The sequence below is a fragment of the Cupriavidus sp. 207A1 genome, from assembly GCF_057798955.1.
Window position 1 is genome coordinate 134464 of the sequence record NZ_JBYOJO010000013.1, and the last position, 25805, is coordinate 160268.

Consider the following 25805-nt stretch of genomic DNA (forward strand, 5'->3'; position numbering starts at 1 on the left):
AACTTCGTCATGCCGGTTCCTTGGCCAGGCCGTGGGGCTGGGGGGCCGGCGAACGCGCGTTGAACAGCAGGTTCAGCAGCACCGCGGCAAGCGTGCCCAGCAGGATGCCGTTCTGGCAGAACTTGGCCAGCAGCTCCGGCATCTGCGCGAAGAACTTGTCGGACACCAGCGGGATCATGCCCAGCGCCACGCTGACGGCGACGATGTAGGCGTTCTTCTTGTTGTCGACAAAGTCGACATGGCCGAGGATGCGTATGCCCGTGGCCGCCACCATGCCGAACATCACCAGCGCCGCGCCGCCCAGCACGTATTGCGGGATCGAGGCCGCGAAGAAGGCCAGCTTGGGCAGGCAGCCCAGCACGATCAGGATGCCGCCGGCGGTGGCGCAGACCCAGCGGCTGCGCACGCCGGTGACCTGCACCAGCCCCACGTTCTGCGCGTAGGAGGTGTAGGTGAAGGTGTTGAACACCGCCCCCACCAGCGCGCCGACACCGTCGGCACGCAGGCCGCGCGCCAGGTCTTCGGAGTCGACCGGGCGCCCGACGATCTCGCCCAGCGCCAGGAACTGCCCCACGCCTTCGATCATGATCACGATCATGACCACGCACAGCGTGACCGAGGTCATGGCGTCGAAGGTCGGCCAGCCGAAGTGGAAGGGCGTGATGAACTCGACCCAGTGCGCGCCGCGCAGGCCGTCAAAGCTGACCTTGCCCAGCGCCAGCGCGATGCCGAAGCCCACCGCAATGCCGATCAGCACCGCCACATTGCACAGGAAGCCGCGCGCGAACGCCACCAGCGCCAGCACCGTGCACAGCACCGCGGTGGCGATGGCAATGTTCACCGGCAGGCCGAAATTGGGATTGGGCACCGGGCCTGCCGCGGTATTGAGGGTGGGATTGCCGCCCGCCGCCCAGTTGATCCCCACCCGCATCAGCGAGATCCCGATCACCAGCACCACGGTGCCGGTCACCACTGGCGGGAACCAGCGCACCATCTTGCCGACATAAGGCGCGGCAAAGTAAGTGAAGACGCCCGCCACCATCACCGCGCCGAACACCGCCGGCAGCCCCAGCGACGGATTGGAGCCGGTGGCGATGATCGGCGCGATCGCGGTGAAGGTGACGCCCATCATCACCGGCAGGCGGATGCCGACCTTCCAGATGCCGATGCTCTGGATCATCGTCACCAGGCCGCAGCAGAACAGGTCGGCGGCGATCAGGAAGGCGACCTGGTCCTTGGGCAGCTTGAGGGCGCCGCCGATGATCATCGGCACCGCGATGGCGCCGGCATACATCACCAGCACATGCTGCAGGCCCAGGGCCAGCAGGCGCGGCGGGGGCAGGACCTCGTCGACGGGATGCACGGCGGCATTCCCTTGCGTAGGCAGGGTGGGGTTCATGCTGTCTCCTTTGGTCGGTATCACGCCGGTTGCGCATTGCGCTAACGTGTCGCCAAGGTGCCGGCGCTTCCTCTTGCGGGATGGTGCTGCCATCCTCTCGTGCGAAGCCCGCGCCTGTCCTGTCTTGTCAATCCAGCATGACAGCGGCGCAGGGAAGGTACAACGTTCGCGGCGGATTTATCGATCGGGTGAAACGATGAATCCGCCGTTTTCAGCGGGTTATCCCTGAGCCGCGCCTCACGGCACGTGGGATGCCGCACGCTCCAGCCGCGCCAGCAGCGCGGCCGCGCGCGCCATCGCGGCAGGATCGATGCGCGCGCGGATGCCGTCGAAGCCCGGCCCGCGCGTCGCATCCAGCCCCATGCGTGAAGTGGTGCCGACGCCGGACGCGGACGGATCGAGCGCGCTGCCGGGCAGGCCGTCCACCACCACCACGTCCAGGTGCGGCTGCAGGTGCGTGGCCATGGCCCACAGCACTTCCTCGTCGCGGGTGATGTCGACGTCCTCGTCCACCGCCACCACCGTCTTCAGGTACGGGTCCCAGCCGAGCAGGCCCAGCATCACCTGGCGGGCCTCGCCGGGGCGGCTCTGGCGCAGCGCCACGTAGGCGTGGAAATGCGTGCCGGAGCTGGGGTAGTGCACCGCGGTGACGCCGGGAAAGCGCTCGCGCAGCTTCTCCACCATCTCGGACTCGCGCGGGATCCGGCCCAGGTTCAGGTGCTCGGCCGAATTGCCGCCGACCACGTCGACCAGCCACGCGTCCGTGCGCCGCATCACGCTCTGCACGCGCAGCAGGTTGTTGGTCGAGCGGTCCGACGAGTAGCCGGTGAACTCGCCGAACGGGCCTTCGTCGACGCGGGCCTCGGGATCGATCACGCCTTCCAGCACGATCTCGGCATGCGCCGGCACCAGGATGCCGTGACGCGGCGTGCGTACCACTTCCAGCGGCGCGCCGAACAGGCCGCCGGCCACATGGCGCTCGTCCACGCCGAACGGCAGCCGCGCGGCGCCGGCCAGCATGAACAGCGGATGCGCCCCGATCACCATCGCCACCGGCAACGGGCGGCCCAGTTCGGCCGCGCGCTGCTGCATGCGCCACAGGTGGCCGCGCGAATGCAGGCTGGTGGCGATCTCGGTGGGCGAATGCAGCATCGAGCGGTGGTAGCTGGCGTTGCCGATGCCGCTGTCGGGATCTTCCGCGATCAGGATGGCGTTGGTGATATAGGGGCCGCGGTCGGTGGCGAAATGCCGGATCGCCGGAATCATGCGCAGGTCGATGTGTTGCGTCTCGACGTGGCCGGTGACGGCGCCGCTGTCCAGCACGCGCGGCGCCACCATGCGGCGGCTGCGGGCCTGGTATTCGGCATGGATGCCGGCGGGCGGCACGCCGCCAAGCATGCGCCCGACGCGCTCGCGCGAGGCAAACAGGTTGGTGGCCAGCGACGTGCCCAGGCCTTCGACATGGTCGAACAGCAGGGCCGGATGGCGGCCCTGCGCGGCCAGTGCCCACACCAGCGCGGTGGCGTCCTGGTCGGCGCCGACCGGCGCGCGGATGTGCAGCACGTCGTCGGGAAAGGCCTCGCGGTAGGCGGCCAGGAACTGGTGGAAGTCCTGCGAGGTATCGTGGAAAGGCTGGCGCGCCGGCGTCGCGGTGGCGAAGGGCGCTGAGGGTGAGTTCATGGATCGGCTCCTGGGGTCAGGGTGGGCCAGGGCGAAGGCTGCCCCGGCGGCCGGGAATGTCCCGGCCGCCGTGCCGTGCCTGCCTGCCGAACAGCTAGCGACTACCGGGTGCTGGCGTAGGTATCCTTCAGCCGCGCCAGGGCCTCTTGCTGCGTCCTGGGCGGCGCGGTCGGCTCGATGCCGACCAGCCGGGCGATGTTGTTGCCCATGTAGTCCTCGAGCCCGTCCTCGTCCAGGTCCATGCCCTGCGGCGCGGGGCCGCACAGCATTTCCAGCTCGCGCAGCCACATGCCGGGCTCGTTGGGCGGCGTGTCGGTGCCGAACACGATCTTGTCGCGCGGCAGCTGGCGCGCGAACTCGACGATGCGCGACTGGAAGCACCAGCCCGATTCGCAATACACGTTGGGCGTGTCCATCGCCATCCAGAACGCCTCGAACGAATAGTTGCCGCCGGTCTGGATGCCGAAATGCCCGATGATGAAATTGACCATCGGGAATTCGCGGATGATCGGATAGAACATCGTCGGGATCGTGTACGGGCCGTCGCCGGTGTGGATCAGCACCACCACGTTGTACTTGGCGCAGACCTTCATCGCCGGGCGCAGCCAGTCGAGCGCGCGGTCGGGACGGTAGCCGTGCATGTTGGCATGCAGCTTCAGCATCTTGAAGCCGTACTCCTTGACGTGGAATTCCAGCTCCAGCGCGCCTTCCTCCGGGCCCCAGCGCGGGTTGAAGGTGAAGTTGCCGATAAAGCGGTCAGGGTACTTCTGGCACAGCTCGGCGATATACGCCATGTAGTCGCGGATGCCTTCGCGGCCGCGGCGGTTGCCGTCGCGGTAGCCGGTGTTGCCCGGCGGCGGCTGGATAAAGCCCATGTCGATGCGGCGCGGCTTGCCGTTGATCATGTAGGGGCCGTCCATCATCTTGAGCATGCGCTCGCCGTTGAAAGGCTCGCCGGTGTGGCGCCAGGCTTCGTCGACCAGGTTGGTCGGGTGCAGATGGGTGTCGATAATCATGTGGGTGCTCCGGAGTCCGTTGTCATTGGCGCGGGCATTGCGCTCAGGCGGCCAGGCGCGCTTTCGCTTCTTCCAGCGTGCGCGGCACCGGCGTCGGCGCCAGGCCGATCATCCGGGCGACGTTGTTGCCGAGGTAGTCCTCGAGCGTGTCTTCATCCAGGTTCAGGCCCTGGGGCGGCTCGAAGCACAGCACTTCCAGCAGGCGCAGCCACATGCCGGGCTCGTTGGGCGGGGTGTCGGAACCGAACAGGATCTTGTGCTTGGGCAGCACCTTGGCGAACTCGACGATGCGCGACTGCAGGCACCAGCCCGATTCGCAGTAGACGTTGGGCATGTCCATCGCCATCTGGAACGGCTCGAAGCAGTACACGCCGCCGGTCTGCACGCCGAAGTGGGCCATGATGAAGTTCACCGTCGGGAATTCCTTCATCATCGGCACCCATTCGGTGGGGATGCTGTAGGGGCCGTCGCCGGTATGCAGCTTGACCAGCACGCCCAGCTCGGCGCATTTCTGCAGCGCCGGGCGCAGCCAGTCGAGCGCCCGGTCCGGCCGGTAGGCGTGCATGTTGGCCTGGAACTGGACCATCTTGAAGCCCAGCTTCTTCACGTAGTGCTCGATCGCGTTGACGCCGTTCTGCACGCCGCAGCGCGGGTTGTAGACGAAGCAGCCGATAAAGCGGTCGGGATACTTCTTCACCATCTCGACGGTATAGGCCATGTACGCGTCGATCGATTCGCTGCCCGATTTCACGCCGTCGGTGTAGGTGTAGATGGTGTTGCCCTGCGGCGGCTGGATAAAGGCCTTGTCGATGCGGCGCGGCTTGCCGTTGATGGTGAATGGGCCGTCCATCATCTGGATCAGGCGCTCGCCGGTGAACGGGTCGCCGTCGTGGCGCCAGGCCAGGTCCACCAGGTTCGTCGGATAACAGCTGGTGTCGATGATCATGGGAGATCCCCTAACAATGACTAGGTTGGACACGCATGCGGCGGGCGCGCGCGAACAACGCCGCGGGGCCGGCCTTGCATGCTGCGATCGGGAGTCTTTGTCAGGGGAGCGTCTGGACCACTGCGCCACCGACGAAACACTCCGTCAGTGAGCAATCTCCAGTTGGACGTCGCGGCATTGCACCGCTGCTGTCCAATCGACCGCTTCTACCCACGCGCTCTTTATACATAGCGCCTCGGCATGGGTCAAGCGCATCATGTGTTGCGCCGCACGAACAGTGGGGCCGGCCTGCATTCCGGACCAGGCCCTGAATCCGCTACATTGCGGGGACCGCAGCGGCAGGCCCGGCCGCCGCGGCATATCGACAACAGGGCCGCTCGCTTCGAACGGGGTTCATCACAGGGAAGGGGAAGAACATATGCATGGCAACGATGCGAAGAAGGCAGCGGCGCTGCTGTCGGTTGCGCTGAGCCTGGCACTGGGCGGCTGCGGCGGCGATGGCGGGCAGACCGAGATGGTGTCGCCGACGGCCGCGGCCACGACGCGGCACATCAACGACACGACCACCAGCGCCACCACGCGCTGGGCCCCGGCGCTTACCGACACCTGGCAGATCCAGCTGACCGGCAGGCTCAATACCAGCTATGCGGTGACCGCCTATGACTTCGACCTGTTCGATACGCCGCAGGCCACCATCGACGCGCTCAAGGCGCAGGGCCGGCGCGTGATCTGCTACTTCTCGGCGGGCAGTTCCGAGGACTGGCGTCCCGACTTCAACCAGTTCACCGAGGCGGACCAGGGCGCCCCGCTGTCGGGCTGGGCCGGCGAGCGCTGGCTGGATACGCGCTCGGCCAACGTGCGTCGCATCATGCAGGCGCGCATGGACCTGGCGGTCAGCAAGGGCTGCGATGCGGTCGATCCGGACAATGTCGATGGCTATACCAACAGCCCCGGCCTGCCGCTGACGGCCGAGACCCAGCTCGACTACAACCGCTTCCTGGCGGCGCAGGCGCATGCGCGCGGGCTGGCGGTGGGCTTGAAGAACGACGTGGGACAGGTGGCCGAGCTGGCCGCGAGCTTTGACTTCGCCATCAACGAACAGTGCTTCCAGTACCGCGAGTGCGGTGCCTATACCGCGTTCACGGGGCAGGGCAAGCCGGTATTCCAGATCGAATACGCCACCAAGTACCGGGACGCCGCCACGCGCGCCGGGCTGTGCGCCAAGGCCCAGGCGGCCAACCTGCGCACGCTGGTGCTGCCCAGGACGCTGAACGGGTCGTTCCGCTACGCCTGCGACGCCTGAGCGCCCGGGTCGATGCCGGCGGCGGGAGCGGCGCGTTCCAGCTCCCGCCAGGCCAGGTAGAGCCGCGTATCGAACTCGAGCTGGTGGTAGCGCGGTTCCATGTATTCGCAGAGCCGGTAGAAGGCCTTGTCGTGCTCGCTCTCCTTCAGGTGGGCAAGCTCGTGCACGACGATCATGCGCAGGAATTCCGGCGGCGCCTCCTTGAACAGCGAGGCGACGCGAATCTCTTTCTTGGCCTTGAGCTTGCCGCCCTGCACGCGCGAGATCGCGGTATGCAGGCCGAGCGCGCGCTGGGCGGAATCCAGGCGCGCATCGAATCCCACCTTGTGCAGCGGCGGCGCGCTGCGCAGGTATTCCTGCTTGATGTCCGTGGTGTATTCGTACAGCGCGCGGTCGGTCTGCACGGTGTGGCGCCCCGGGTAGCGGCGGGCCAGATGGTCGCCGAGCCGGCCGGCGGCGACCAGCTCGCGCACCTGCTCCAGCACGTCGGGCGGATAGCCGCCCAGGAAGCGCATCGGGTCCTTGCCGGCGGGACGCCAGGTCTGGTTCACCACGGTGGCCGGCTCAGTGGTGGTGGTGATGGTGGTGCATCCAGCTGTTGTCCAGCGAATTGACGAAGGACTCGACCGCGTCCTTGTCGCCGGTGGCGTGGCGCATCATTTCGCCGCACTTGCAGAAACCCTGGTACGGGGTGATGTGCGAGCACGCCGACGTCTTCTGCAGGTACAGCGTGACGGGTTTGGTGCACTTCTTGCACTTGAACTTCAGGGTCAGGGCGGGTTTGCTCATGGCGATGGCTTGAAAAATCAGCGGAAAGACGAACCTGTGATTGTACCGGCGGAGGCCAGAGCTGGCCGGGCCCAGGCTGCGCGCGCCGGCGTGCCTGATACACTCCGCCATTCCCGCACCTACTCCAGCACCATCACCAACACGCACCCATGGCACAGTACGTTTTCACCATGAACCGCGTGGGCAAGATCGTTCCGCCCAAGCGTCACATCCTGAAGGACATCTCGCTGTCGTTCTTCCCGGGCGCCAAGATCGGCGTGCTCGGCCTGAACGGCTCGGGCAAGTCCACGCTGCTCAAGATCATGGCCGGCCTCGACAAGGAAATCGAGGGCGAGGCCACGCCGATGCCGAACCTGAACATCGGCTACCTGCCGCAGGAGCCGCAGCTCAACCCCGAGCAGACCGTGCGCGAGTCAGTCGAGGAAGCGCTGGGCGGCGTGTTCGAGGCGCGCAAGAAGCTCGATGAAATCTACGCCGCGTATGCCGAGCCGGACGCCGACTTCGACGCGCTCGCCGCCGACCAGGCCAAGTACGAAGCCATCCTGGCCGCCAGCGACGGCAACAACGTCGAACTGCAGCTGGAAATCGCCGCCGACGCGCTGCGCCTGCCGCCGTGGGATGCAAAGATCGAACATCTTTCCGGCGGCGAAAAGCGCCGCGTGGCGCTGTGCCGCCTGCTGCTGTCGCGCCCCGACATGCTGCTGCTCGACGAGCCGACCAACCACCTGGATGCCGAGTCGGTCGACTGGCTGGAGCAGTTCCTGACGCGCTTCCCCGGCACCGTGGTGGCCGTGACCCACGACCGCTACTTCCTCGACAACGCCGCCGAGTGGATCCTGGAACTGGACCGTGGCCACGGCATCCCCTGGAAGGGCAATTACAGCTCGTGGCTGGACCAGAAGGAAGCGCGCCTGAAGCAGGAAGAGGCCAGCGAATCGGCGCGCCAGAAGGCGCTGCACAAGGAACTGGAGTGGGTGCGCCAGAACCCCAAGGGCCGCCAGGCCAAGTCCAAGGCGCGCCTGGCCCGCTTCGATGAACTGAACAGCCAGGAATACCAGAAGCGCAACGAAACCCAGGAAATCTTCATCCCGGTGGGCGAGCGCCTGGGCAACGAAGTGATCGAGTTCGACAACGTCAGCAAGGGTTTCGGCGACCGCATGCTGATCGAGAACCTGAGCTTCAAGGTGCCGCCGGGCGCCATCGTCGGCATCATCGGTCCGAACGGCGCCGGCAAGTCGACCTTCTTCAAGATGCTGACCGGCAAGGAGCAGCCGGACAGCGGCGAGATCAAGATCGGGCCGACCGTGAAGATGGCCTTTGTCGACCAGAGCCGCGACGCGCTGGACGGTACCAAGACCGTGTTCGAGGAGATCTCGGGCGGCGCCGACGTGCTGACCGTGGGCCGCTACGAAACCCCGTCGCGCGCCTATATCGGCCGCTTCAACTTCAAGGGCGGCGACCAGCAGAAGCAGGTCGGCACGCTGTCGGGCGGCGAACGCGGCCGCCTGCACATGGCCAAGACGCTGATCGCCGGCGGCAACGTGCTGCTGCTGGACGAACCGTCCAACGACCTCGACGTGGAAACGCTGCGCGCGCTGGAAGACGCGCTGCTGGAGTTCGCCGGCTGCGTGATGGTGATCTCGCACGACCGCTGGTTCCTGGACCGGATCGCCACGCACATCCTGGCGTTCGAGGGCGACTCGCATGTGGAGTTCTTCCCCGGCAACTACCAGGAATACGAGGCGGACAAGAAGAAGCGGCTGGGTGAGGAAGGGGCCAAGCCGAAGCGGATCCGGTACAAGCCGATTGTGCGGTGAGGCACTGCCGAGCAAGCAAGAGAGCCAGGCCTGTGGGCCTGGTTTTTTATGGTGCTGGCTGTATGCGCTGTCGAAAATTCTGAAACACGTCGCCAGACCTTTGGCATTAGTGTGATGCCGGATAGGTTTGGTGGATGCGAAAGTCAAAGCGTCCAGCTCGCAAAAGTCAACGATTCTGGCGGCGGCACAAGCCTGCGCTGCCGTCTCCGAGCGTTCGCGAGCATGCCTTTCCAAAATCGGTTGAGACGGTACATTTTCTCTACCGTACCGATCGCGAGCTAAAGGCTCATCCGAGCTATAAGGCTGCCAAGGCGGGCAACGGCAAGGCCGCGGTTCAGCTGGTGGCAGACCTTGCGCCGTCCTTGCTCGCTGAGCTGCGAGTCAGATGTTCTCCCCGTCCACGCATCTTTGTGGCACCTCACGCACGAGAGGCAACGGGTGACAATGCCATTCCGCATATGTTGGCCGTGTATCTGCACAGTGAACTCGGCGGGATGATCGACAAGTCGATCGTGCAGATAACCCGGGTCTTTCACACAGGCGCGGATCCTATGGAACGGATGAACTCGCGGGCTGAATTCACCGGATATGTAGAACCCGGCGGGCACTATGTGCTGGTAGACGACGTTACGACAATGGGAGGCACCCTTGCGGAATTGGCCAACTACATCCGAGGCCGCCGCGCCGAGGTGGTTGGCGCAGTCGTACTGGTGAACGCCGGCCGCTCTGGTAGACTGGTTGCGCCCAGCAGGACGATTCTGGAACTGGAAAGGAGGTACGGTAATGAAATCCGGGAGATCTTCGGCATTGCCACCCACGCCCTCACCGCTGATGAAGCGGGGTACCTCATCGGTTTCCGCTCGGTTGACGAAATCCGAGGTCGCCTCGCTAAGGCAAGGGAAGAGACGACTCACAGACTTGGGTCAAAAGGCATTTTCCTCGTTGAGCCGCAAGAACAAATAGACCGACATCGCGACGGCAGACAACAGCGCCATAAGGTCCGCAAGTGGATTTCGCGACTTAAACCAAAGCCTCGTCTTCACAAGTGAGCAAGGACATTGGGTTGCGTGAAGCAGCAATGGCCTAGCCCCGCACCAACCTCACCCGCGTAATCTCCGACGGCGCCCCGAACCGCTTCGGCGGGCCCCAATATCCAGTACCACGGCTGATATAGATCCACAGCGAGCCATGCCGCACCAGGCCCGCGGTGTAGGGCTGCTGCATCGGCACGAACAGGTTCCACGGCCAGAACTGGCCGCCGTGGGTATGTCCCGACAGCTGCAGGTCGAAACCCGCTTGCGCCGCCGCGGGCGCGGTGCGTGGCTGGTGGGCCAGCAGCACGCGTACGCCGGCATCGGCGGGGGCGCCGGCGATGGCGCGCTGCGGGTCGCTGCGGTGGCTTTCGTGGAAGCGGCCGGCGGAGTAGTCGGTCACGCCGCCCAGCACCAGCGCGTCGCCGTCATGGTGCAGCACCACGTGCTCGTTCATCAGCACGCGCACGCCCAGGCGGCGCAGCTCGTCGATCCACGGCTGTGCGCCGGAATAGTACTCGTGGTTGCCGGTGACGAAGTAGGTGCCATGACGCGCCTGCAGCCGGGCCAGCGGCGCGGTGTGGGCCGACAGTTCGCGCACGGTGCCGTCGACCAGGTCGCCCGTGATGGCGACGGCGTCCGCTTGCAGGCTGTTGACGCGGTCGACGATGCGGTCCAGGTAGGGCCGCTTGATCGTGGGGCCGACATGGATGTCGCTGATCTGGGCGATGGTGAAGCCGTGCAGCGCATCGGGCAGGCCCTGCACCGGCACGTCGACCTCGACCACGCGCGCCAGGCGGCGCGCATTGACATAACCGGCCAGCGTGACCAGCAATGCCAGCAGCGGCACTGCCACGGCGCTGCCGGCGGCCAGGCCGGGCGCGCGCCACCCCAGCAGTTGCCCCGCCAGCCAGGCGGCGGCGAGGGCCACGTCGCGTACCAGCGTCAGCACCAGCAGCGATGAGAAGAATCCCATGGCGAGCATGCCGATCCAGGACACCAGGTCCGACCAGGGCTGGCTGACGCGCCGCGCCAGCAGTCCGGCCGGCAGCAGTGCGCAGGATAGGGCCAGCCAGGCTACCGCCAGCGCCTTGACCGCCATCGGTACCGGCATCGCCGGCAGCAGGCGCAGCCCGATATAGCCGTGCAGCAGGGCCGTGACGAACGCAGCGGTGAGGATGGTGGTGCGTGGAGGCATGGGCGTGGGCCGGGGTGGAGTGCTAAGAGATGAGGCCGCGACGGACCGCTTCAAGGGCCGCGGCGGAGGGCGCAGGCGATGCAAGATGCGCACCCGCTGGGCCGACGCCCGCCGCTGATCTGTCTTTTTTCTGGCGGATCCTGAATGTTTTCAAATCGGATTGTTCGCGCTGGCAGGCTACTCTAGATTCGCGCAATGGGCCGCCTGTTGTGCAGCATCCTGCCCGCGCGTGCCGGCAGCCGGCAGGCGGCGCCCTCCCGGAGAAACCCCATGTCGTTTCGGATAAACCAGACCAGCGCGCTGGTTGCGGCGGCCTGGCTGGCGCTGGCCCCGCTCGCCGCGCAGGCCGCCACGCCGGCCAAGTCGTCGGCGGTGGCCACGGCACCCCTGACCTGGCCGCGCAACTTTGATGCGGCCCCCGACCATGTCCAGCTGTACCAGCCCCAGATCGAGACCTGGGACGGCAACCGCCTGTCCGGACGCGCCGCGGTGGCGGTGGGCGACAAGACGGGCTCGCCGACCTACGGCGTGGTCCATTTCTCGGCCACCGGCGATATCGACAAGCCCTCCGGGCTGGTGCAGCTGAGCCGCATCACGGTCGACAGCGTCGAAGTGCCGACGCAGCCCGACGCCGCCGACCGCGTGCGCCAGTCGCTGGTGTCGCGTCTGCCGGCCAACGGGCTGACGGTGCCGCTGGACCAGCTGCAGGCCAGCTACGCGGTGTCGCAGCAAATCGCGAAAGCCGGCCGCGTCGCGGTGCGCAATGACGCGCCGCAGATCCTGTTCGCCACCACGCCGACGCTGCTGGTGCTGGTCGATGGCGAGCCCGCCTGGCGTACCGTGCCGGGAACCTCGTACGAGCGCGCGCTGAACAGCCGCGCGCTGCTGCTGCGCGCGGCTGACGGCGAGCTATGGCTGAAGGTGGCCGGCTACTGGTATCGCTCGGAATCCGCCGGCGGCGCCTGGGAAGTGATGACGACCGTGCCCAAGGCGCTGGAGAGCGCGGCCGGCAAGGCGGCCGCCAGCATGAAGCCCGACACGATGCTGCCCGCCGACGGCAAGCGCCCCGCCCGCGCCCCGGCCATCCTCTTTGCCACCCAGCCGACCGAGCTGGTGGTGACCAGCGGCGCGCCGCAGATGGCGCCGGTCAGCGGCGTCAGCCTGCTGACCATGGCCAACGCCGACCACGCGGTCTTCGTCGATCCGGCCGCCAACCAGTATTACGTGCTGGTCTCGGGGCGCTGGTTCCGCGCGCCGATGCTGACCGGGCCGTGGCAGTACGTGCCGGGCAGCCGGCTGCCGCCCGACTTTGCCCGCATCCCGCCCACCGATCCCAAGGCCAATGTGCTGGTCTCCGTGCCCGGCACGCCGCAGGCGCGCGAGGCCGAGATCGCCGCCACCATCCCGCAGACCGCCACGGTGTCGCGCAGCAAGGCCAGCCTGACGGTGGCGTATGACGGCGCGCCGCGTTTCGTGCCGATCACCGGCACTTCGCTCAGCTACGCAGTCAATACCGGCACGCCGGTGATCGAGGTCGATGGCAGCCACTACTACGCGGTGGCCAACGGCGTCTGGTTCACGGCGCCGGCGCCCGCCGGCCCGTGGCAGGTGGCCACCGAGGTGCCGTCGGCGATCTATACCATCCCGCCGACCTCGCCGGTGTACTACGTCACCTACGTGCGTATCTATGCCGTCACGCCGCAGACCGTGGTGGTGGGCTACACGCCCGGCTACATGGGGGTGGTGGTGAGTGCCGACGGCACCGTGGTCTACGGCACGGGCTATGTCTATCCCCCCTACGTGGGCGCGGTCTACTACGGCTATCCGGTTACCTATGGCTACGGCGCCGGCTTTGGCATCGGCCTGGCCGAGGGCTTTGCCTTCGGCTTCGCCGCGGGCGCATTCTGGGGCGCGGCCTCGCCGTACTGGGGCCCATACTGGTGGGGCGGCCCGTACAACTGGAACTACGTCAACGTGAACCAGGCCAACTTCTACGGCCGCTGGGGCCAGGGTACGGTGACGCACGCGCAGGGCTGGAACGCCTGGACCGGCACCGAATGGCGCGGCACCGCGGGCGCCGGCTACAACCCCGCCACCGGCGCGCGCTACGAGGGCAGCCGCGGCGCCGCGTTCAATCCCTATTCCGGCAACTATGCGGCCGGCCGCCAGGGCGCCTTCGCCAACCCGTCGACCGGGCGCGAAGGCGCGGCGCGCGGCGGCGTGGCCGGCAACACCTACACCGGCGACTATGCGGCGGGGCGGCAGGCGGCGGGCTACAACGCCCAGACCGGCCGCGTCGGCGCCGCCGAGGCGGGCATTGCCGGCAATACGCAGACCGGCCAGCACACAGCCGGCAGCCGCGGCTTCGTCGCCAACCCGGACAAGAACAACGCGGTGGTGTGGAACAACGGCAACGTATATGCCGGCCACGACGGCTCCGTGTACCAGCACACCGACAACGGCTGGCAAAAGCACACCCCCGGCGGCTGGGAGCCGGTACAGCCCGGCAACGATGTCACCGGCCGGCTGGACCAGCAGCGCCAGGCGCGCGAGCTGGGGCAGCGGCGCTTCAGCGCAGCCGCGCAGCAGTGGCAAGGGCGCGGCGGCATGGGTGGCGGCATGGGGGGCGGATTCGGCGGCCGGGGTTTGCGCGGTGGTGGCTTTCATGGCGGGTTCCGGCGCTGATCGCCGCGGCGGCGATAGTTGTCCGGACACGGCACGGCGGGCGCAGAACAAAGGGATGGCGCGCGCGTGACGCGGCTCGAAAGGACTTAATACGTGCGCAAGAAAGATTGAATTGGCGCTGACTGGGCCCGGCCTTACTCTGCCGGAGGAAAGGGGTGGGCAAAGGTGCACCCGGTGGGCCGGGCAACTGCAACGCCGGTCGCTTCGGCCGCGCTACGGCAACGCAACAAATTTCTGGTTGGGGGGTCCTGTGAAAAGCGTGTTCAACTGGCGCGGCGCGCTATGGCTGCTTCCTGTCCTGGCACTGGCCGGATGCGGCAAGGAGAAAGCCGCGCCGGCCGCGCCGCCCGCAGCCGAGGTCGGAGTCATGACAGTGACGCTGCGCGATGTGCCGATCGTGTTCGACTTTGTCGGGCAGACGCAGAGCTCGCAGCAGGTGGAAATCCGGGCCCGGGTGAATGGCTTCCTGGACAAGCGCGTCTATACCGAAGGCGCACTGGTCAAGGCCGGCGAGACCCTGTTTCTGATGGATCGCAAGCCGTTCGAGGCGACCCTGCAGGCCGCTGAGGCAGAGCTGGCGCAGCAGCAGGCGCGCCTGGTGACGGCCCAGGCCGACCTCAAGCGCGTGCGCCCGCTGGCCGAGCGCAACGCCCTCAGCCAGCGCGACCTCGATGACGCCACCGGCAAGGCCCAGGCCGCGGCCGCCGCCGTGGAAGGGGCACGCGCCAACGTGATCAGTGCGAGGCTCAACCTGAGCTATACGACGATCAAGTCGCCGGTGGCGGGGCTGTCCAGCTTTGCCAAGCGGCAGGCCGGCTCTTATATCGACACCACCAACAGCCTGCTTACCTATGTGGCCAAGCTGGATCCGATGTGGGTCAATTTCAGCCTGTCCGAGAACGAAGTCCTGAAGATGCGCACCGAGCGCGAATCGGGCGCCATCAAGTTCCCGGAGCAGGATGCGTTCGATGTCGTGATCGTGCTGGCGGACGGCAAGTCATTCCCCAACCACGGGCGCATCGCCTTTGCCGACGCGTCGTTCAGCGCGGATACCGGCACCTACCTGGTCCGCGCCGAGGTGTCCAACCCGGAAGGCGTCCTGCGGCCCGGCCAGTTCGTGCGCGTGAAGGTGCATGGCGCGAAGCGCGCCAAGGCCATCGCCGTGCCCCAGGACGCGATCGTGCAGACCCAGCGCGGCCAGGCGGTCTGGGTGATCGGTCCTGACAACAAGGCGCAGCAGCGGGTGGTGGACGTGGGCGAGTGGACCGGCGACAACTGGGTGGTGCGATCCGGGCTGAAACCGGGTGAACGGGTCGCGGTGAGCGGCACGCTGCGGCTGGCGCCAGGGGCGCCTGTCAAGGCGGTGCAGGCCGGGCCAGCTGCCGCGCCCGCCGCGGCCAGCGGCGTGGCGGCCGCACCCGCACCGGCGCCGACGCCGGCGTCCGGCGTCGCCACGGCGGGAGGCAAGCCATGAAGCTTGCCCATTTTTTTATTGACCGGCCGATCTTTGCGTCGGTCGTCTCCATTGTCATCACCGTGGGCGGGCTGGTGGCGCTGACCAAGCTGCCGATCGCCCAGTTCCCGGACATCACGCCGCCGTCGATCACCGTCACCACCAGGTACCCGGGCGCCAGCGCGGAAGTGGTGGCGCAGAACGTCGCCGCGCCGATCGAGCAGCAGGTCAACGGCGCGGACCGGATGATGTACATGAACTCGACCAGTTCATCGACGGGTGACCTGACGCTGACCACGTACTTCGAGATCGGTACCGATCCGGAACTGGCCCAGGTCGACGTGCAGAACCGCGTCAACCTGGCGCTGCCCACGCTGCCGGAGGCCGTGACCTCGCAGGGCGTATCGGTGCAGAAGCGTTCGTCGGCGTTCATGATGGTGATCGCCATCTATTCGCCGGACGCCAGCTATGACCAGACCTTCGTCGGCAACTACGCCAACATCTACGTGCTGGACGCGCTCAAGCGCATTCCGGGCGCCAACCAGTCCTCCATCTTCGGCAGTCCGGACTACGCCATGCGCATCTGGCTGAAGCCGGACCGCATGGCGTCGCTGGGCATCACCACCGAGGATGTGAAGAACGCGGTGGCCAACCAGAACCAGCAGTTCTCGGCCGGCCGCATCGGCCAGTCCCCCACCGACGGCGCGGTCCAGCTGACCTTTCCGATTGCCACCAAGGGCCGCATGACGGAGCCGGCCGAGTTCGACAACATGATCCTGCGCGCGCAGTCCGGCGACGTCGCGCTGGTGCGCCTCAAGGACATCGGGCACGCCGAACTTGGCTCCAAGGATTACTCGCTGCGCAGCCGCTACAAGGGCAAGACGGCCACGCTGATGGCGGTCTACCAGCAGCCGGGCGCCAACGCGCTGGATGTTTCCAAGCAGGTGCGCGCCACGCTGGCGGAACTGAAGAAGAGTTTCCCGCCCGGGCTGGAATACGACATCGCGCTGGACACCACCACCTTCGTGCAGGAGTCGATCGACGAGGTGGTGCATACGCTGCGCGACGCCGTGATCCTGGTGATCCTGGTGGTCTACCTGTTCCTGCAGAGTTTTCGCGCCACCCTGGTACCGATCCTTGCGGTGCCGGTGTCGATTATCGGCGCCTTTGTCGGCATGAGCGCATTCGGCTTCTCGGTGAACATGCTCACTTTGTTCGGCATGGTGTTAGCGATCGGCATCGTCGTGGACGATGCCATCGTGGTGATCGAGAACGTCGAGCGCAACATGGTCGAGTTCAAGCTGCCACCCAAGGAGGCTGCCAAGAAGGCCATGGACGAAGTCAGCGGCCCGGTGGTCGCCATCGTGCTGGTGCTGCTGGCCGTGTTCATTCCCGTGGCCTTCCTGTCCGGCATTACCGGCCAGCTCTACAAGCAGTTCGCCATCACCATCGCGGTGTCGGTGGTGCTGTCGGGCGTGGTCGCGCTGACGCTGTCGCCGGCGCTGGCGGCCATCCTGCTCAAGCCCGGCGAACACAAGAAGAACCGCTTCTTCACCTGGTTCAACAATTCCTTTGACCGGCTGGTGGCCGGCTATGACCGATCGCTGCAGGTGGTCATCAAGCGTACCGCGATGTCGATTGCGATCATCCTCGCGATGGTCGCCGTCAGCGTGCTGATGTTCATGCGCATTCCGGGATCGTTCCTGCCGGTGGAGGACCAGGGCTACCTGTTCGGGGCCGTGGTGATGCCGGATGCCGCCAGCCTGGACCGCACCGGCAACCTGTCGTCGCGCGCGGAAACATGGCTGGCCCGGCAGCCCGGCGTGTCCTCGGTGGCAACGGTGGATGGCTACAGCCTGATCGATTCCCAGAACAAGGCCAATGCCGGCACGCTGTTCGTCACGCTCAAGGGCTTCCACGAGCGCGGCGAGGGCGAGAGCGCCGAGGACCTGATCCTCAAGGCCAAGAAAGAGTTCTCCACATACCAGGACGGCGCGGTCATCCCCATCAACCCGCCTTCGATCCCGGGTCTGGGTACCACGGGCGGCTTCGAGTTCTGGCTGCAGAGCACGGCGGACGGTACTTACCAGCAGCTCGAGGAGAAGGTGCACCAGTTTATTGCCAGGGCGCGCCAGCGGCCGGAGCTGACGGGCGTCAATTCCACCATCAATTCGCGCTCGCGCCAGTTCATGGTGGAGGTGGACCGGGAGCGCTCGGAAACACAGGGTGTGCCGGTCGAGGCGGTGTATTCCGCGCTGCAGACCATGTTCGGTTCGCTTTACGTGAGCCAGTTCCCGAAGAACAGCCGGCTGTTCCAGGTGATCCTGCAGGCCGAGCCGAAGTACCGCTCGCGTCCCGAGGACCTGGACAATGTCTATGTGCGCAACCACAAGGGCGAGATGGTGCCGATCAAGGCGGTGACCACCACCAAGTACGTCCCGGGCGCCGACATCGTCACGCGCTTCAACAACTTCCCCGCGGCCAAGATCATGGGCGACGCCGCGCCGGGCTACAGCTCGGGGCAGGCCATCGCGGCCATGGAGGAAACCGCGCAGGAGGTGCTCGGCATCGGCTACGCCTATTCCTGGAGCGGGCAGGCTTATGAAGAAAAGACCGCTGGATCCACGGCGGTCTATGTCTTCGCCTTTGCCTTGCTGATGGTGTTCCTGATCCTGGCGGCGCAGTACGAGAAATGGTCGTTGCCGCTCGGCGTGCTGCTGGCCGTGCCGTTCGCCCTGTTTGGCGCCTTGCTGGCCATCCTGATGCGCGGCATGCTCAACGATGTCTATTTCCAGATCGGCCTGACCGTGCTGATCGCGCTGGCGGCCAAGAACGCCATCCTGATCTTCGAGTTCGCCGTGGAAATGCGGCAGAAGGAGGGCCTCAGCGCCTATGACGCGGCCATTCACGCCGCCAAGCTGCGCCTGCGGCCGATCATCATGACCTCGCTGGCCTTCATCCTGGGCTGCGTGCCGCTCGCCATCGCCAGCGGCGCCTCGGCGGCGAGCCGGCAATCGCTGGGCACGGGCGTGATCGGCGGCATGCTCGGGGCCACGGTGATTGCGCTGTTCTTTATCCCGATGTTCTTCTGGGGGCTGGAGGTGCTGGCCGAGCGCAAGCCCAGGGAAAAGGCGGCGGGCGGTGCGGCGCCGACCTCGGGCGACGGCCCGCCCCAGGCCAGGCCATCGGCCGGAGAACCATCATGAGCGCGCGTGCGTGGATGCTCGGCGCCTGCGCGGCGGCAGCGCTGGGCGGCTGCGCCATCGGCCCTGATTACCAGCGGCCGGCGACGCCGGACGTGGCCCAGTACCGCATCGACACCGGCCCGCTGGCGATTGCCGCCGACAGCGACTGGTGGAACCAGTTCGACGATCCCGTGCTCACCGCCCTGGTGGACGAGGCCCTTGCCAGCAACTTTGACGTGCGCATTGCGGCCGCGCGCATCGACGAATTCCGCGGCCAGCTGATGGTGGCGCGCTCGGGCTTCTTTCCGCAGCTGAACCTGTCGGCGTCGGCCGCGCGCCAGCGCCTCGGCACGTTCAACGGCACGCCCTTCGCCGGCCTCGACAGCCCGCGCAACACCTACCAGCTGCTGGCCAACGCAAGCTGGGAACTGGACCTGTGGGGCCGCATCCGCCGCCAGGCCGAGGCGGCCGAGGCCAGCCTGTGGAACGCGGAATATGCCCGCCGCGGGGTGGTGCTGTCGCTGGCGGCGTCGGTGGTCCAGGGCTATGCGACCTTGCGGGGGCTCGATGCGCAACTCGAAGTCGCAAAGCAGACGCTGGCTTCGCGCGGCGACGGGCTGGACATTTTCAGGCAGCGGTACGAGGGCGGCGTCATTTCCCAGATGGAGCTGGCGCAGGCGGAGAATGATTTCTACGTGGCCGAGGCCACCATCCCGCCGTTGCGCACCGCCATTGCGCAGACCGAAAACGCGCTATCCGTGCTGCTCGGGCGCGAGCCCGGGCCGATCGAGCGCGGCAAGGCTGTGACAGCCTTGCAGGCGCCGTCCATCGGCGCCGACATGCCCGCCACGCTGCTGTCGCGGCGTCCGGACGTGCTGCAGGCCGAGCAGTCGGCCATCGCGGCAAACGCGCAACTTGGCGCGGCGCAGGCACTGTACCTGCCGGCGGTCAACCTGAGCGGCTTGTTCGGAGCCATCGCCAGCACGCCGGGAGCGCTGTGGCACAGCGCTTCGCAGGTGTGGGGGTTCGGCGCCGGCCTGGCCCAGCCGGTGTTCCAGGGCGGCGCCATCCGCGGGCAGGTGCAGACGGCCTCGGCGCAGCGCGACCAGGCCCTGCTGGCCTATCAGCGCACGGTGCTGGAGGCACTGGCCGACGTCAACTCCGCGCTGGCCAGCGGCACCGAGACGCGCACCCGCCTTGGCAGCCTGCGCGAGCAGGAAAAGAGCCTGACGATCTATGCGGACCAGGCCTTCGCGCGCTATGAGGGCGGCTATTCGAGCTACCTCGAGGTGACCAATGCCCGCGAGAAGCTGTTCAACGCACAACTGGCGGTGATCCAGGGCCAGGTGGACACGCTGACCAGCACCGCGGCGCTGTACAAGTCGCTGGGCGGCGGCTGGCCGTCGGTGCCGCAGGCTGTGCGCGAGGCGGGAATGCAGGGGGATGCGAAGGTGCTGGCGCGGTAGCAACGCACGGAGTTGCGAGGGTTTGCGCACCGCTGCCGCCACCATTCACTGGCACCGCTTGCAGAGGGGTGGAGGAGAGGGGAGCAAACCAGCGATGTTGGCCCGTAACGGCTTCATCGCGCCGACCACTCCCCCTGCCTGACCCCCAGCGCCGTCACCACGCCATACGCCGTGATTCCCAGCGCCACCCCAAGGAAGTGCCCGTCCAACCCCATCCCGAACACATTGGCCAATAACCAGCCGCCCCCGGCGGCCAGCGCGATCCGGCACAGCCCGGCCGCCACCGGCCAGCGCATGCGCCCCGCGCCCATCGAGGCGAAGTACAGCGCCATGCCGAGCCCGAAGCCGCCGAATGCCGGCCCCACCCATGACAGCGCGCGCGCGGCGATGGCGATCACTTCGGCGTCATTGGTGAACAGGCTGGCAAAGCGCACCGGCGCCAGGCCGACGGCGGCGCCCGCGCTGCCGGCGATGGCCAGCGCCAGCAGTGCGCCCACCCAGGCCGTGCGCCGCGCCGTATGCCAGTCGCCGGCGCCGACGGCGCGGCCGACCAGCGCCGTCAGCGCCGAGCCCACGCCGAACGCAAGCGGGATCATCAGGAATTCCAGCCGCGCCGAGATGCCGTAGGCCGCCACCGCGGCGGTGCCATGGTGGCGCAGCTGCGCGGTTACCAGGATGGTGGTCAGGTTGGCGACCGAGGCCAGCGCGCACGCCACCAGCCCCACCGACAGGATGCGCGCGAACAGTGGCCACGACAGCCGCACCCGCAGCACCGGCACGAAGCCCGCGCCGCCGCGCGCGACCACGATCGCCATCGCCAGCGCCGCGGCCCACGATACCGCCGCCAGCGCCGCGCCGATGCCGGCCAGGCCCATGCCGGCGGGCTCGGCCAGCAGCCATGACAGCGCCGGGAACGCGATCCACATCAGCGCCAGAACGCGCGCCGCCAGGGCATGGCGGCCGCCGCCGCGCAGCACCGACGCCAGCGTGTTGGCCAGCCAGGCCGGGATCGCGCCGGCGCCGAACAGCCAGATCGCATAAGTGGCGGCCGCATCGGCTGCGGTGGCGCCGGCCACCGCGCCCAGCACCGCGCGCGGGAACCCGGCCAGCGCCACGGCAAAGGCCAGGCCGGCGATCACGGCGATCCATAGCGCATGCATCACCAGCGCCGAGGCATCGTCACGCTTGTTGGCGCCCAGCGCGCGCGCGATGGCCGCGACCACGCCGCCGCCCATGGCCCCGGTCGACATCTGCTGCAGCAGCAGCGCAAACGGCAGCACCACGGCCCAGCCGGCCAGCGCCGCGGTGCCCTGGCGCGCGGCGAGCCAGGTTTCGATCAGCTGTGCCACCGCCTGCAGCAGGGCAATCAGCGCGGTGGGCCCGGCCAGCTTGCCGATGCGGCGGGCGATTTCGGTGGCCGGCACCGCGTCGGCGGGGAGCGTGCCGGCGGGCAATGCGCGCGTGTCAGTCATGGCCGGTCTCCTGCCCTCCCGCCGCGACCGCCGCGACCGCGGCGGCCCCGGCGTCGCCGAAGCGTTGGCGCAGGAAGCGGCCCGCGCCCGGGCCCGGCAACACCCGCACGTCGTCCAGCGTGATCGCGCTGCCATCGGCGCGGGTCAATGCCGGCTCGGCGATCTCGGTACCGGTGCGGCGGTCCTGCAGCAGCGTCAGCGGTCCCTTGTCGTCGGTCATCCAGCGGTCGGCCCAGGCTTTTAGCGCCACGTAGGCAGGGAAGAAGTCGCGGCCCTTGTCGGTCAGCTGGTAGACATGGCGTGCGCCGCCCTCGGGCGCAACGCGCGCCAGCAGCCCGTGCGCCACCAGCGTCTTCAGGCGCGCGCTGAGGATGTTGGGAGCGATGCCCAGGTTGCGTTCGAACTCGTCGAAGCGCGTGCTGCCGTAGAAGGCCTCGCGCAACACGAGGATGGCCCAGCGTTCGCCCAGCACGGCCATCGAGCGGGCCACGGGGCAGGGCATCGCGGTGAAATCGGTGGGGGGCATGGGTCTCCGCCGTGGTGTGTGGTGCTTGCTTTCGATTTGCAAGCTTGCTGCAGCATAGCTTGCAAACCGCAAGTTCGCAGGCGGGCCAACCCATGGCCTTGCGAAAGCGTGCGATCAGCGGCCACTGGTGCCGGCTACTTCACCGCGTCCCGGAATACCTCCAGCTTGCCCAGTTCCTCGCGCAGGAAGCCGATCAGCGCGCGCGTGGCCATCGACGGATGCAGGTTGGGCGTGGTGATGATGAACAGCTTGTTGCCCAGCCCCTCCGGGCACCAGTCCGGCAGCACCGGCACCAGGTTGCCCGCCCGCACCTCTTCCCAGCCGATATAGACCGGCAGCATGCCGATGCCATGGCCCTCGCGCACGGCCCGCGCCAGGAACAGGAAGTGTTCGGACTGCAGCGTTGGCGTCAGCGCCACGTCCACGCGCTGGCCGTCACGGTACAGCGACAGCGGGAACTGGCGGGGCGGGAAGGGCGGGCACAGGAAGCTGCAGCCGGCCAGGTCCGGCGGCACCTGCACCGACCCAATGCTGGCGAGGTATTGCGGCGATGCATACAGTTGCCAGCGGATATCGCAGATTTCCCGCGCCACGTGGTCCAGCGGCGGCGCCGACGTGACCTTCAGCGCCACGTCGATTTCGGCCGCGATCAGGTCGTTGACGCGATTGGCAAAGAACACCCGCAGCGTGATGCCGGGATGCTTGTGCGCGAACTGCAGCAGCAGCGGCGCGATATAGGCGTCGCCCAGCCCGGTAGGCACGCTCACGCGCACATGGCCGCGCAGGGTCTGGCCCAGGCTGTCGATCTCGGCCTGCGCCGAGGCCACTTCCTGCAGGATGCGCACGCCGTGCTGGTACAGCGCCTGGCCGGGCTCGGTCAGCTCGAGCCGGCGCGTGGTCCGGCGCAGCAACTGCGCGCCCGCCTGGTGTTCCAGCTCGCGCAGCTGGCGGCTGACCTGCGACCGCGTAACGCCGCGCCGGCGCCCGGCTTCGGCAAGGTTGCCGGCATCGACGATGTCGACGAAGGCCTGGATCAGGTTGAGGTCCATCGGGGATTGCCTGAAGGATTGTCACGTCTGGCGCAACATTGTGATTCCACCCGGCCTGATTGTCGATGCGTGGCTACGCCGATACAGTGGGCGGCTGACAAAACCCAAGCTTGGAGACAGCGGATGGCCACGGATCTTTGGTATCAAGACATGCACCGCAGCGGCGAGGATTTGCTGGCGCGCGGCGCCCGCCTGGCCGGCGGCCTGCGCGCGCTCGGCGTGCAGGAGGGCGACGTGATCGCGGTACTGCTGCGCAACGATCCGGTGTATGCCGACGTGGTCCATGCCTGCCGCATCGCCGGCTGCTACTACTGCCCCATCAACTGGCACTTTACCGCCGAGGAAGTCCGCTTCCTGCTGAGCGACAGCGGCGCCAGGGTGCTGCTGGTGCAGGACGACCTGCTGCCCGCGCTGCGCGACGCGGTCCCGGCCGGCATGCCGGTGCTGTCGGTGGGCGGTCCCGCGGCGGGCGCGACTGAATATGAAGCGTGGCTCGCGCAGCAGCCCGCGTACGACGGCCCGCGCGTGGCGCCGCGCGGCCATATGGCATACACCTCGGGCACCACCGGCCGGCCCAAGGGCGTGCTGCGCCAGGCGCTGCCGCTGGTCGGGCTCGAGGAACAGCTGGCGCGCATGCGTTCGGTGGTGCGGCAGACCTACGGGCTGGAGCCGGGCTGCCGCGCGCTGATGTCGGCGCCGCTGTACCACAGTGCGCCGGGCTCGTTTATCCAGAACGCGCTGCAGATGGCCGAGCGCCTGGTGCTGACGCCGCGCTTCGACGCCGAGCAAGTGCTGGCGCTGGTGGAGCAGCACCGCATCGACGTGCTCTACCTGGTGCCGATCATGTACGTGCGGCTGCTCAAGCTGCCCCCGGAGGTGCGCGCCAGATACGACCTGTCTTCCATTCGCTTCGTCGCCTCGACCGGGTCGCCGTGCGCGCCAGAGGTCAAGCGCGCGATGCTGGAGTGGCTGGGTCCGGTGATCCATGAAACCTACGCCTCCAGCGAGGCCGGCATGATCACCGTGGCCACCCCGGCCGACGCCGCCGCGCGCCCGGGCACCGCCGGCAGGCCGGTCGACGACGCGCAGCTGCGCATCCTCGACGAACAAGGCCGCCAGTGCGCGCCGGGCGAAATCGGCCTGGTCTACGTGCGCCAGCCCGCTTACCCGGACTTCACCTACCGCAACAATGAGGCCGCGCGCGCCGCCATCGACCGCGACGGGCTGGTGACGCTGGGCGACATGGGCTATGTCGATGCCGACGGCTACCTGTTCATCTGCGACCGCGCCTCGGACATGGTGATCTCGGGCGGCGTCAATATCTACCCGGCCGAGATCGAGCACGAACTGGTGCGCTATCCGGGCGTGGCCGACTGCGTGGTGTTCGGCATTCCCGACGCGGAATACGGCGAGCGCCTGCTGGCCATGGTGCAGCCGATGCCGGGCGCCGAGATCCGCGAGGCCGAGGTGATCGACTGGCTGCGCGAGCGGCTGTCCGGCTTCAAGGTGCCGCGCAGCATCGTGGTCGAGGCGCAATTGCCGCGCGACGAAACCGGCAAGCTGGCCAAGCGCCGGCTGCGCGACCGATACTGGGAAGGCCGCCAGCGCCGCGTCTGAGCGCACCGGCGGGACTGCACCTGGCACAAGCCGATAACGACAGGAGGAGACGCGATGCAGAACAAACCGACCAAGACAGCCGGACGCAAGCCACGGCGCGCATGGCTCGCCGCGATCGCGGCTGGCGCGGGGTGCGCGCTGGCGCTCTGGGGCGGGGCCGCGCAGGCGGCCTATCCCGACCGCCCGCTCAAGCTGGTGGTGCCATATACGCCGGGCGGCTCGACCGACCAGTTCGGCCGCGCGCTGGCCGATGGCATGTCGCGCCAGCTGGGCCAGACCGTAGTGGTGGAAAACCGCCCCGGCGCGGCCACCATGATCGGCACCACCAGCGTGGCGCGCGCGCCGGCCGACGGCTACACCATGGTGCTGGCGACCAATGGCAGCATGGTGCTGAACCCGATGCTGTACAAGAAGATCCAGTACGATCCGCCCAAGGACTTCCGCATCTTCAGCATTGGCGCCGAGGCGCCGCTGGTGGTGGTCACCAACACCCGGGTGCCGGCCGGCAATATCCGCGAGTTCGCGGCCTACGCCAAGGCCGAGGGCGGCAAGCTCAACTATGCCTCGGTGGGCCTGGGCAATGCGCTGCAGCTGGCCACCGAGATGCTCAAGACCGAACTGGGCATCGGTGTCACGCACGTGCCGTACAACGGCAGCGCCCCGGCGCTGGCAGCGCTGCTGGCCAATGACGTGCAACTGATGGTGGATGTGGTCAGCACCTCGCTGCCGCATATCAAGGCGGGCAAGCTCAAGGCGCTGGCGGTCACCGGGCGCAGCCGGCTGGAGGTGCTGCCGAACGTGCCGACCGTGGCCGAAAGCGGCTATCCCAACTTCCAGGCCGCCACCTGGTTCGGCCTGGCCGTGCCCGCGCAGACGCCGCCCGAAGCGGTGGCCAGGCTGCAGGCAGCCGCCGACCACGTGCTGAAGGACCCGCAGTTCCGCGCCACTTTCAGCGCCCTCGGGCTGCTGGTGCAGCCGCCGCGCACGCAGGCAGAGATCGACCGCTATCTCGAGGCCGACCGCGCCCATTGGGGCAAGGTGATCAAGGCGAACAACATCTCGCTGGACTGACGCGTCGGCCGGGTGCGCAGGGACCGGTGGGCGATGGGCGTATAGTTTCAGTTCATCAAGGCGGCGGGGCGCGCTCCCGCCGGATGCCTGCGCCCGCCCCAG

General features: G+C 67.8%; 19 protein-coding genes. 9 read left to right on the forward strand and 10 right to left on the reverse strand.

Annotation, left to right across the window (positions count from 1 at the left end; all coding sequences use genetic code 11):
- Positions 1–7: 7 nt before the first annotated feature.
- From AC3FMM_RS23070 to AC3FMM_RS23085, 4 genes are all read right to left on the reverse strand, one after another.
- Positions 8–1399 carry a nucleobase:cation symporter-2 family protein gene (locus AC3FMM_RS23070; protein ID WP_115711035.1) on the reverse strand — a complete coding sequence of 464 codons (1392 nt, stop codon included), beginning with the start codon at positions 1397–1399 and terminating at the stop codon, positions 8–10.
- Between the two features lie 237 nt (positions 1400–1636).
- On the reverse strand, positions 1637–3079 hold the full coding sequence (locus AC3FMM_RS23075; RefSeq protein ID WP_488687537.1) for a UbiD family decarboxylase: 1443 nt from the start codon (positions 3077–3079) through the stop codon (positions 1637–1639).
- Between the two features lie 101 nt (positions 3080–3180).
- A complete protein-coding gene (locus AC3FMM_RS23080; RefSeq protein ID WP_115681267.1) occupies positions 3181–4095 on the reverse strand; it encodes an amidohydrolase family protein in 915 nt (304 codons plus the stop codon).
- Positions 4096–4138: 43 nt separating this feature from the next.
- Complete coding sequence (locus AC3FMM_RS23085; RefSeq protein WP_115711032.1) at positions 4139–5041, reverse strand: amidohydrolase family protein; 903 nt, start codon at positions 5039–5041, stop codon at positions 4139–4141.
- Between the two features lie 418 nt (positions 5042–5459).
- Between AC3FMM_RS23085 and AC3FMM_RS23090 the strand changes: the two genes are divergently transcribed.
- Entirely contained in the window at positions 5460–6344 is an 885-nt protein-coding gene (locus AC3FMM_RS23090) for an endo alpha-1,4 polygalactosaminidase (protein WP_488687538.1), read from the forward strand.
- Here the strand turns inward: AC3FMM_RS23090 and AC3FMM_RS23095 are convergent.
- Together AC3FMM_RS23095 and AC3FMM_RS23100 are read right to left on the reverse strand one after the other, a co-directional pair.
- Positions 6326–6859 (reverse strand): YgjP-like metallopeptidase domain-containing protein, encoded by a 534-nt coding sequence (locus AC3FMM_RS23095; RefSeq protein WP_488687553.1) that lies wholly within the window; start codon positions 6857–6859, stop codon positions 6326–6328. The genes AC3FMM_RS23090 and AC3FMM_RS23095 overlap by 19 nt on opposite strands.
- A gap of 49 nt (positions 6860–6908) precedes the next feature.
- Positions 6909–7133 carry a hypothetical protein gene (locus AC3FMM_RS23100; protein WP_010812270.1) on the reverse strand — a complete coding sequence of 75 codons (225 nt, stop codon included), beginning with the start codon at positions 7131–7133 and terminating at the stop codon, positions 6909–6911.
- A 149-nt stretch (positions 7134–7282) separates the two neighbouring features.
- Between AC3FMM_RS23100 and ettA the strand changes: the two genes are divergently transcribed.
- Together ettA and AC3FMM_RS23110 are read left to right on the forward strand one after the other, a co-directional pair.
- On the forward strand, positions 7283–8950 hold the full coding sequence (gene ettA, locus AC3FMM_RS23105) for an energy-dependent translational throttle protein EttA (RefSeq protein ID WP_018005229.1): 1668 nt from the start codon (positions 7283–7285) through the stop codon (positions 8948–8950).
- 134 nt (positions 8951–9084) lie between these two features.
- Entirely contained in the window at positions 9085–9999 is a 915-nt protein-coding gene (locus AC3FMM_RS23110) for a phosphoribosyltransferase (protein ID WP_326347772.1), read from the forward strand.
- Between the two features lie 34 nt (positions 10000–10033).
- Here the strand turns inward: AC3FMM_RS23110 and AC3FMM_RS23115 are convergent, their stop codons facing one another.
- Entirely contained in the window at positions 10034–11179 is a 1146-nt protein-coding gene (locus AC3FMM_RS23115) for a metallophosphoesterase (protein ID WP_326347771.1), read from the reverse strand.
- Between the two features lie 270 nt (positions 11180–11449).
- Between AC3FMM_RS23115 and AC3FMM_RS23120 the strand changes: the two genes are divergently transcribed.
- The 4 genes from AC3FMM_RS23120 to AC3FMM_RS23135 all read left to right on the forward strand — a co-directional run bounded on the left by AC3FMM_RS23120 (position 11450) and on the right by AC3FMM_RS23135 (position 19968).
- Positions 11450–13864 (forward strand): carbohydrate-binding family V/XII, encoded by a 2415-nt coding sequence (locus tag AC3FMM_RS23120; protein WP_488687539.1) that lies wholly within the window; start codon positions 11450–11452, stop codon positions 13862–13864.
- A gap of 250 nt (positions 13865–14114) precedes the next feature.
- Positions 14115–15338, forward strand: coding sequence for an efflux RND transporter periplasmic adaptor subunit (locus tag AC3FMM_RS23125; protein WP_115711022.1), 1224 nt, complete (start codon positions 14115–14117; stop codon positions 15336–15338).
- On the forward strand, positions 15335–18523 hold the full coding sequence (locus tag AC3FMM_RS23130) for an efflux RND transporter permease subunit (protein WP_115711020.1): 3189 nt from the start codon (positions 15335–15337) through the stop codon (positions 18521–18523). The genes AC3FMM_RS23125 and AC3FMM_RS23130 overlap by 4 nt, the downstream gene beginning before the upstream one ends.
- Positions 18520–19968, forward strand: a complete 1449-nt coding sequence (locus AC3FMM_RS23135; protein WP_488687540.1) for an efflux transporter outer membrane subunit — start codon at positions 18520–18522, stop codon at positions 19966–19968. The genes AC3FMM_RS23130 and AC3FMM_RS23135 overlap by 4 nt, the downstream gene beginning before the upstream one ends.
- Before the next feature lie 113 nt (positions 19969–20081).
- On the opposite strand, the gene AC3FMM_RS23140 is transcribed toward AC3FMM_RS23135, so the two are convergent.
- The 3 genes from AC3FMM_RS23140 to AC3FMM_RS23150 form a co-directional block, all read right to left on the reverse strand.
- A complete protein-coding gene (locus tag AC3FMM_RS23140) occupies positions 20082–21440 on the reverse strand; it encodes an MATE family efflux transporter (protein ID WP_116313156.1) in 1359 nt (452 codons plus the stop codon).
- Positions 21433–21966 (reverse strand): winged helix-turn-helix transcriptional regulator, encoded by a 534-nt coding sequence (locus AC3FMM_RS23145; protein ID WP_488687541.1) that lies wholly within the window; start codon positions 21964–21966, stop codon positions 21433–21435. The genes AC3FMM_RS23140 and AC3FMM_RS23145 overlap by 8 nt, the downstream gene beginning before the upstream one ends.
- A gap of 134 nt (positions 21967–22100) precedes the next feature.
- Positions 22101–23015 (reverse strand): LysR family transcriptional regulator, encoded by a 915-nt coding sequence (locus AC3FMM_RS23150; RefSeq protein ID WP_488687542.1) that lies wholly within the window; start codon positions 23013–23015, stop codon positions 22101–22103.
- Between the two features lie 123 nt (positions 23016–23138).
- Here AC3FMM_RS23150 and AC3FMM_RS23155 point away from each other — a divergent pair, with 123 nt between their 5' ends.
- Together AC3FMM_RS23155 and AC3FMM_RS23160 are read left to right on the forward strand one after the other, a co-directional pair.
- Positions 23139–24632: an acyl-CoA synthetase gene (locus tag AC3FMM_RS23155; protein WP_116313154.1), complete on the forward strand. Its 1494-nt coding sequence runs from the start codon at positions 23139–23141 to the stop codon at positions 24630–24632.
- A gap of 54 nt (positions 24633–24686) precedes the next feature.
- On the forward strand, positions 24687–25703 hold the full coding sequence (locus AC3FMM_RS23160; RefSeq protein ID WP_116313153.1) for a Bug family tripartite tricarboxylate transporter substrate binding protein: 1017 nt from the start codon (positions 24687–24689) through the stop codon (positions 25701–25703).
- Positions 25704–25805 lie beyond the last annotated feature (102 nt).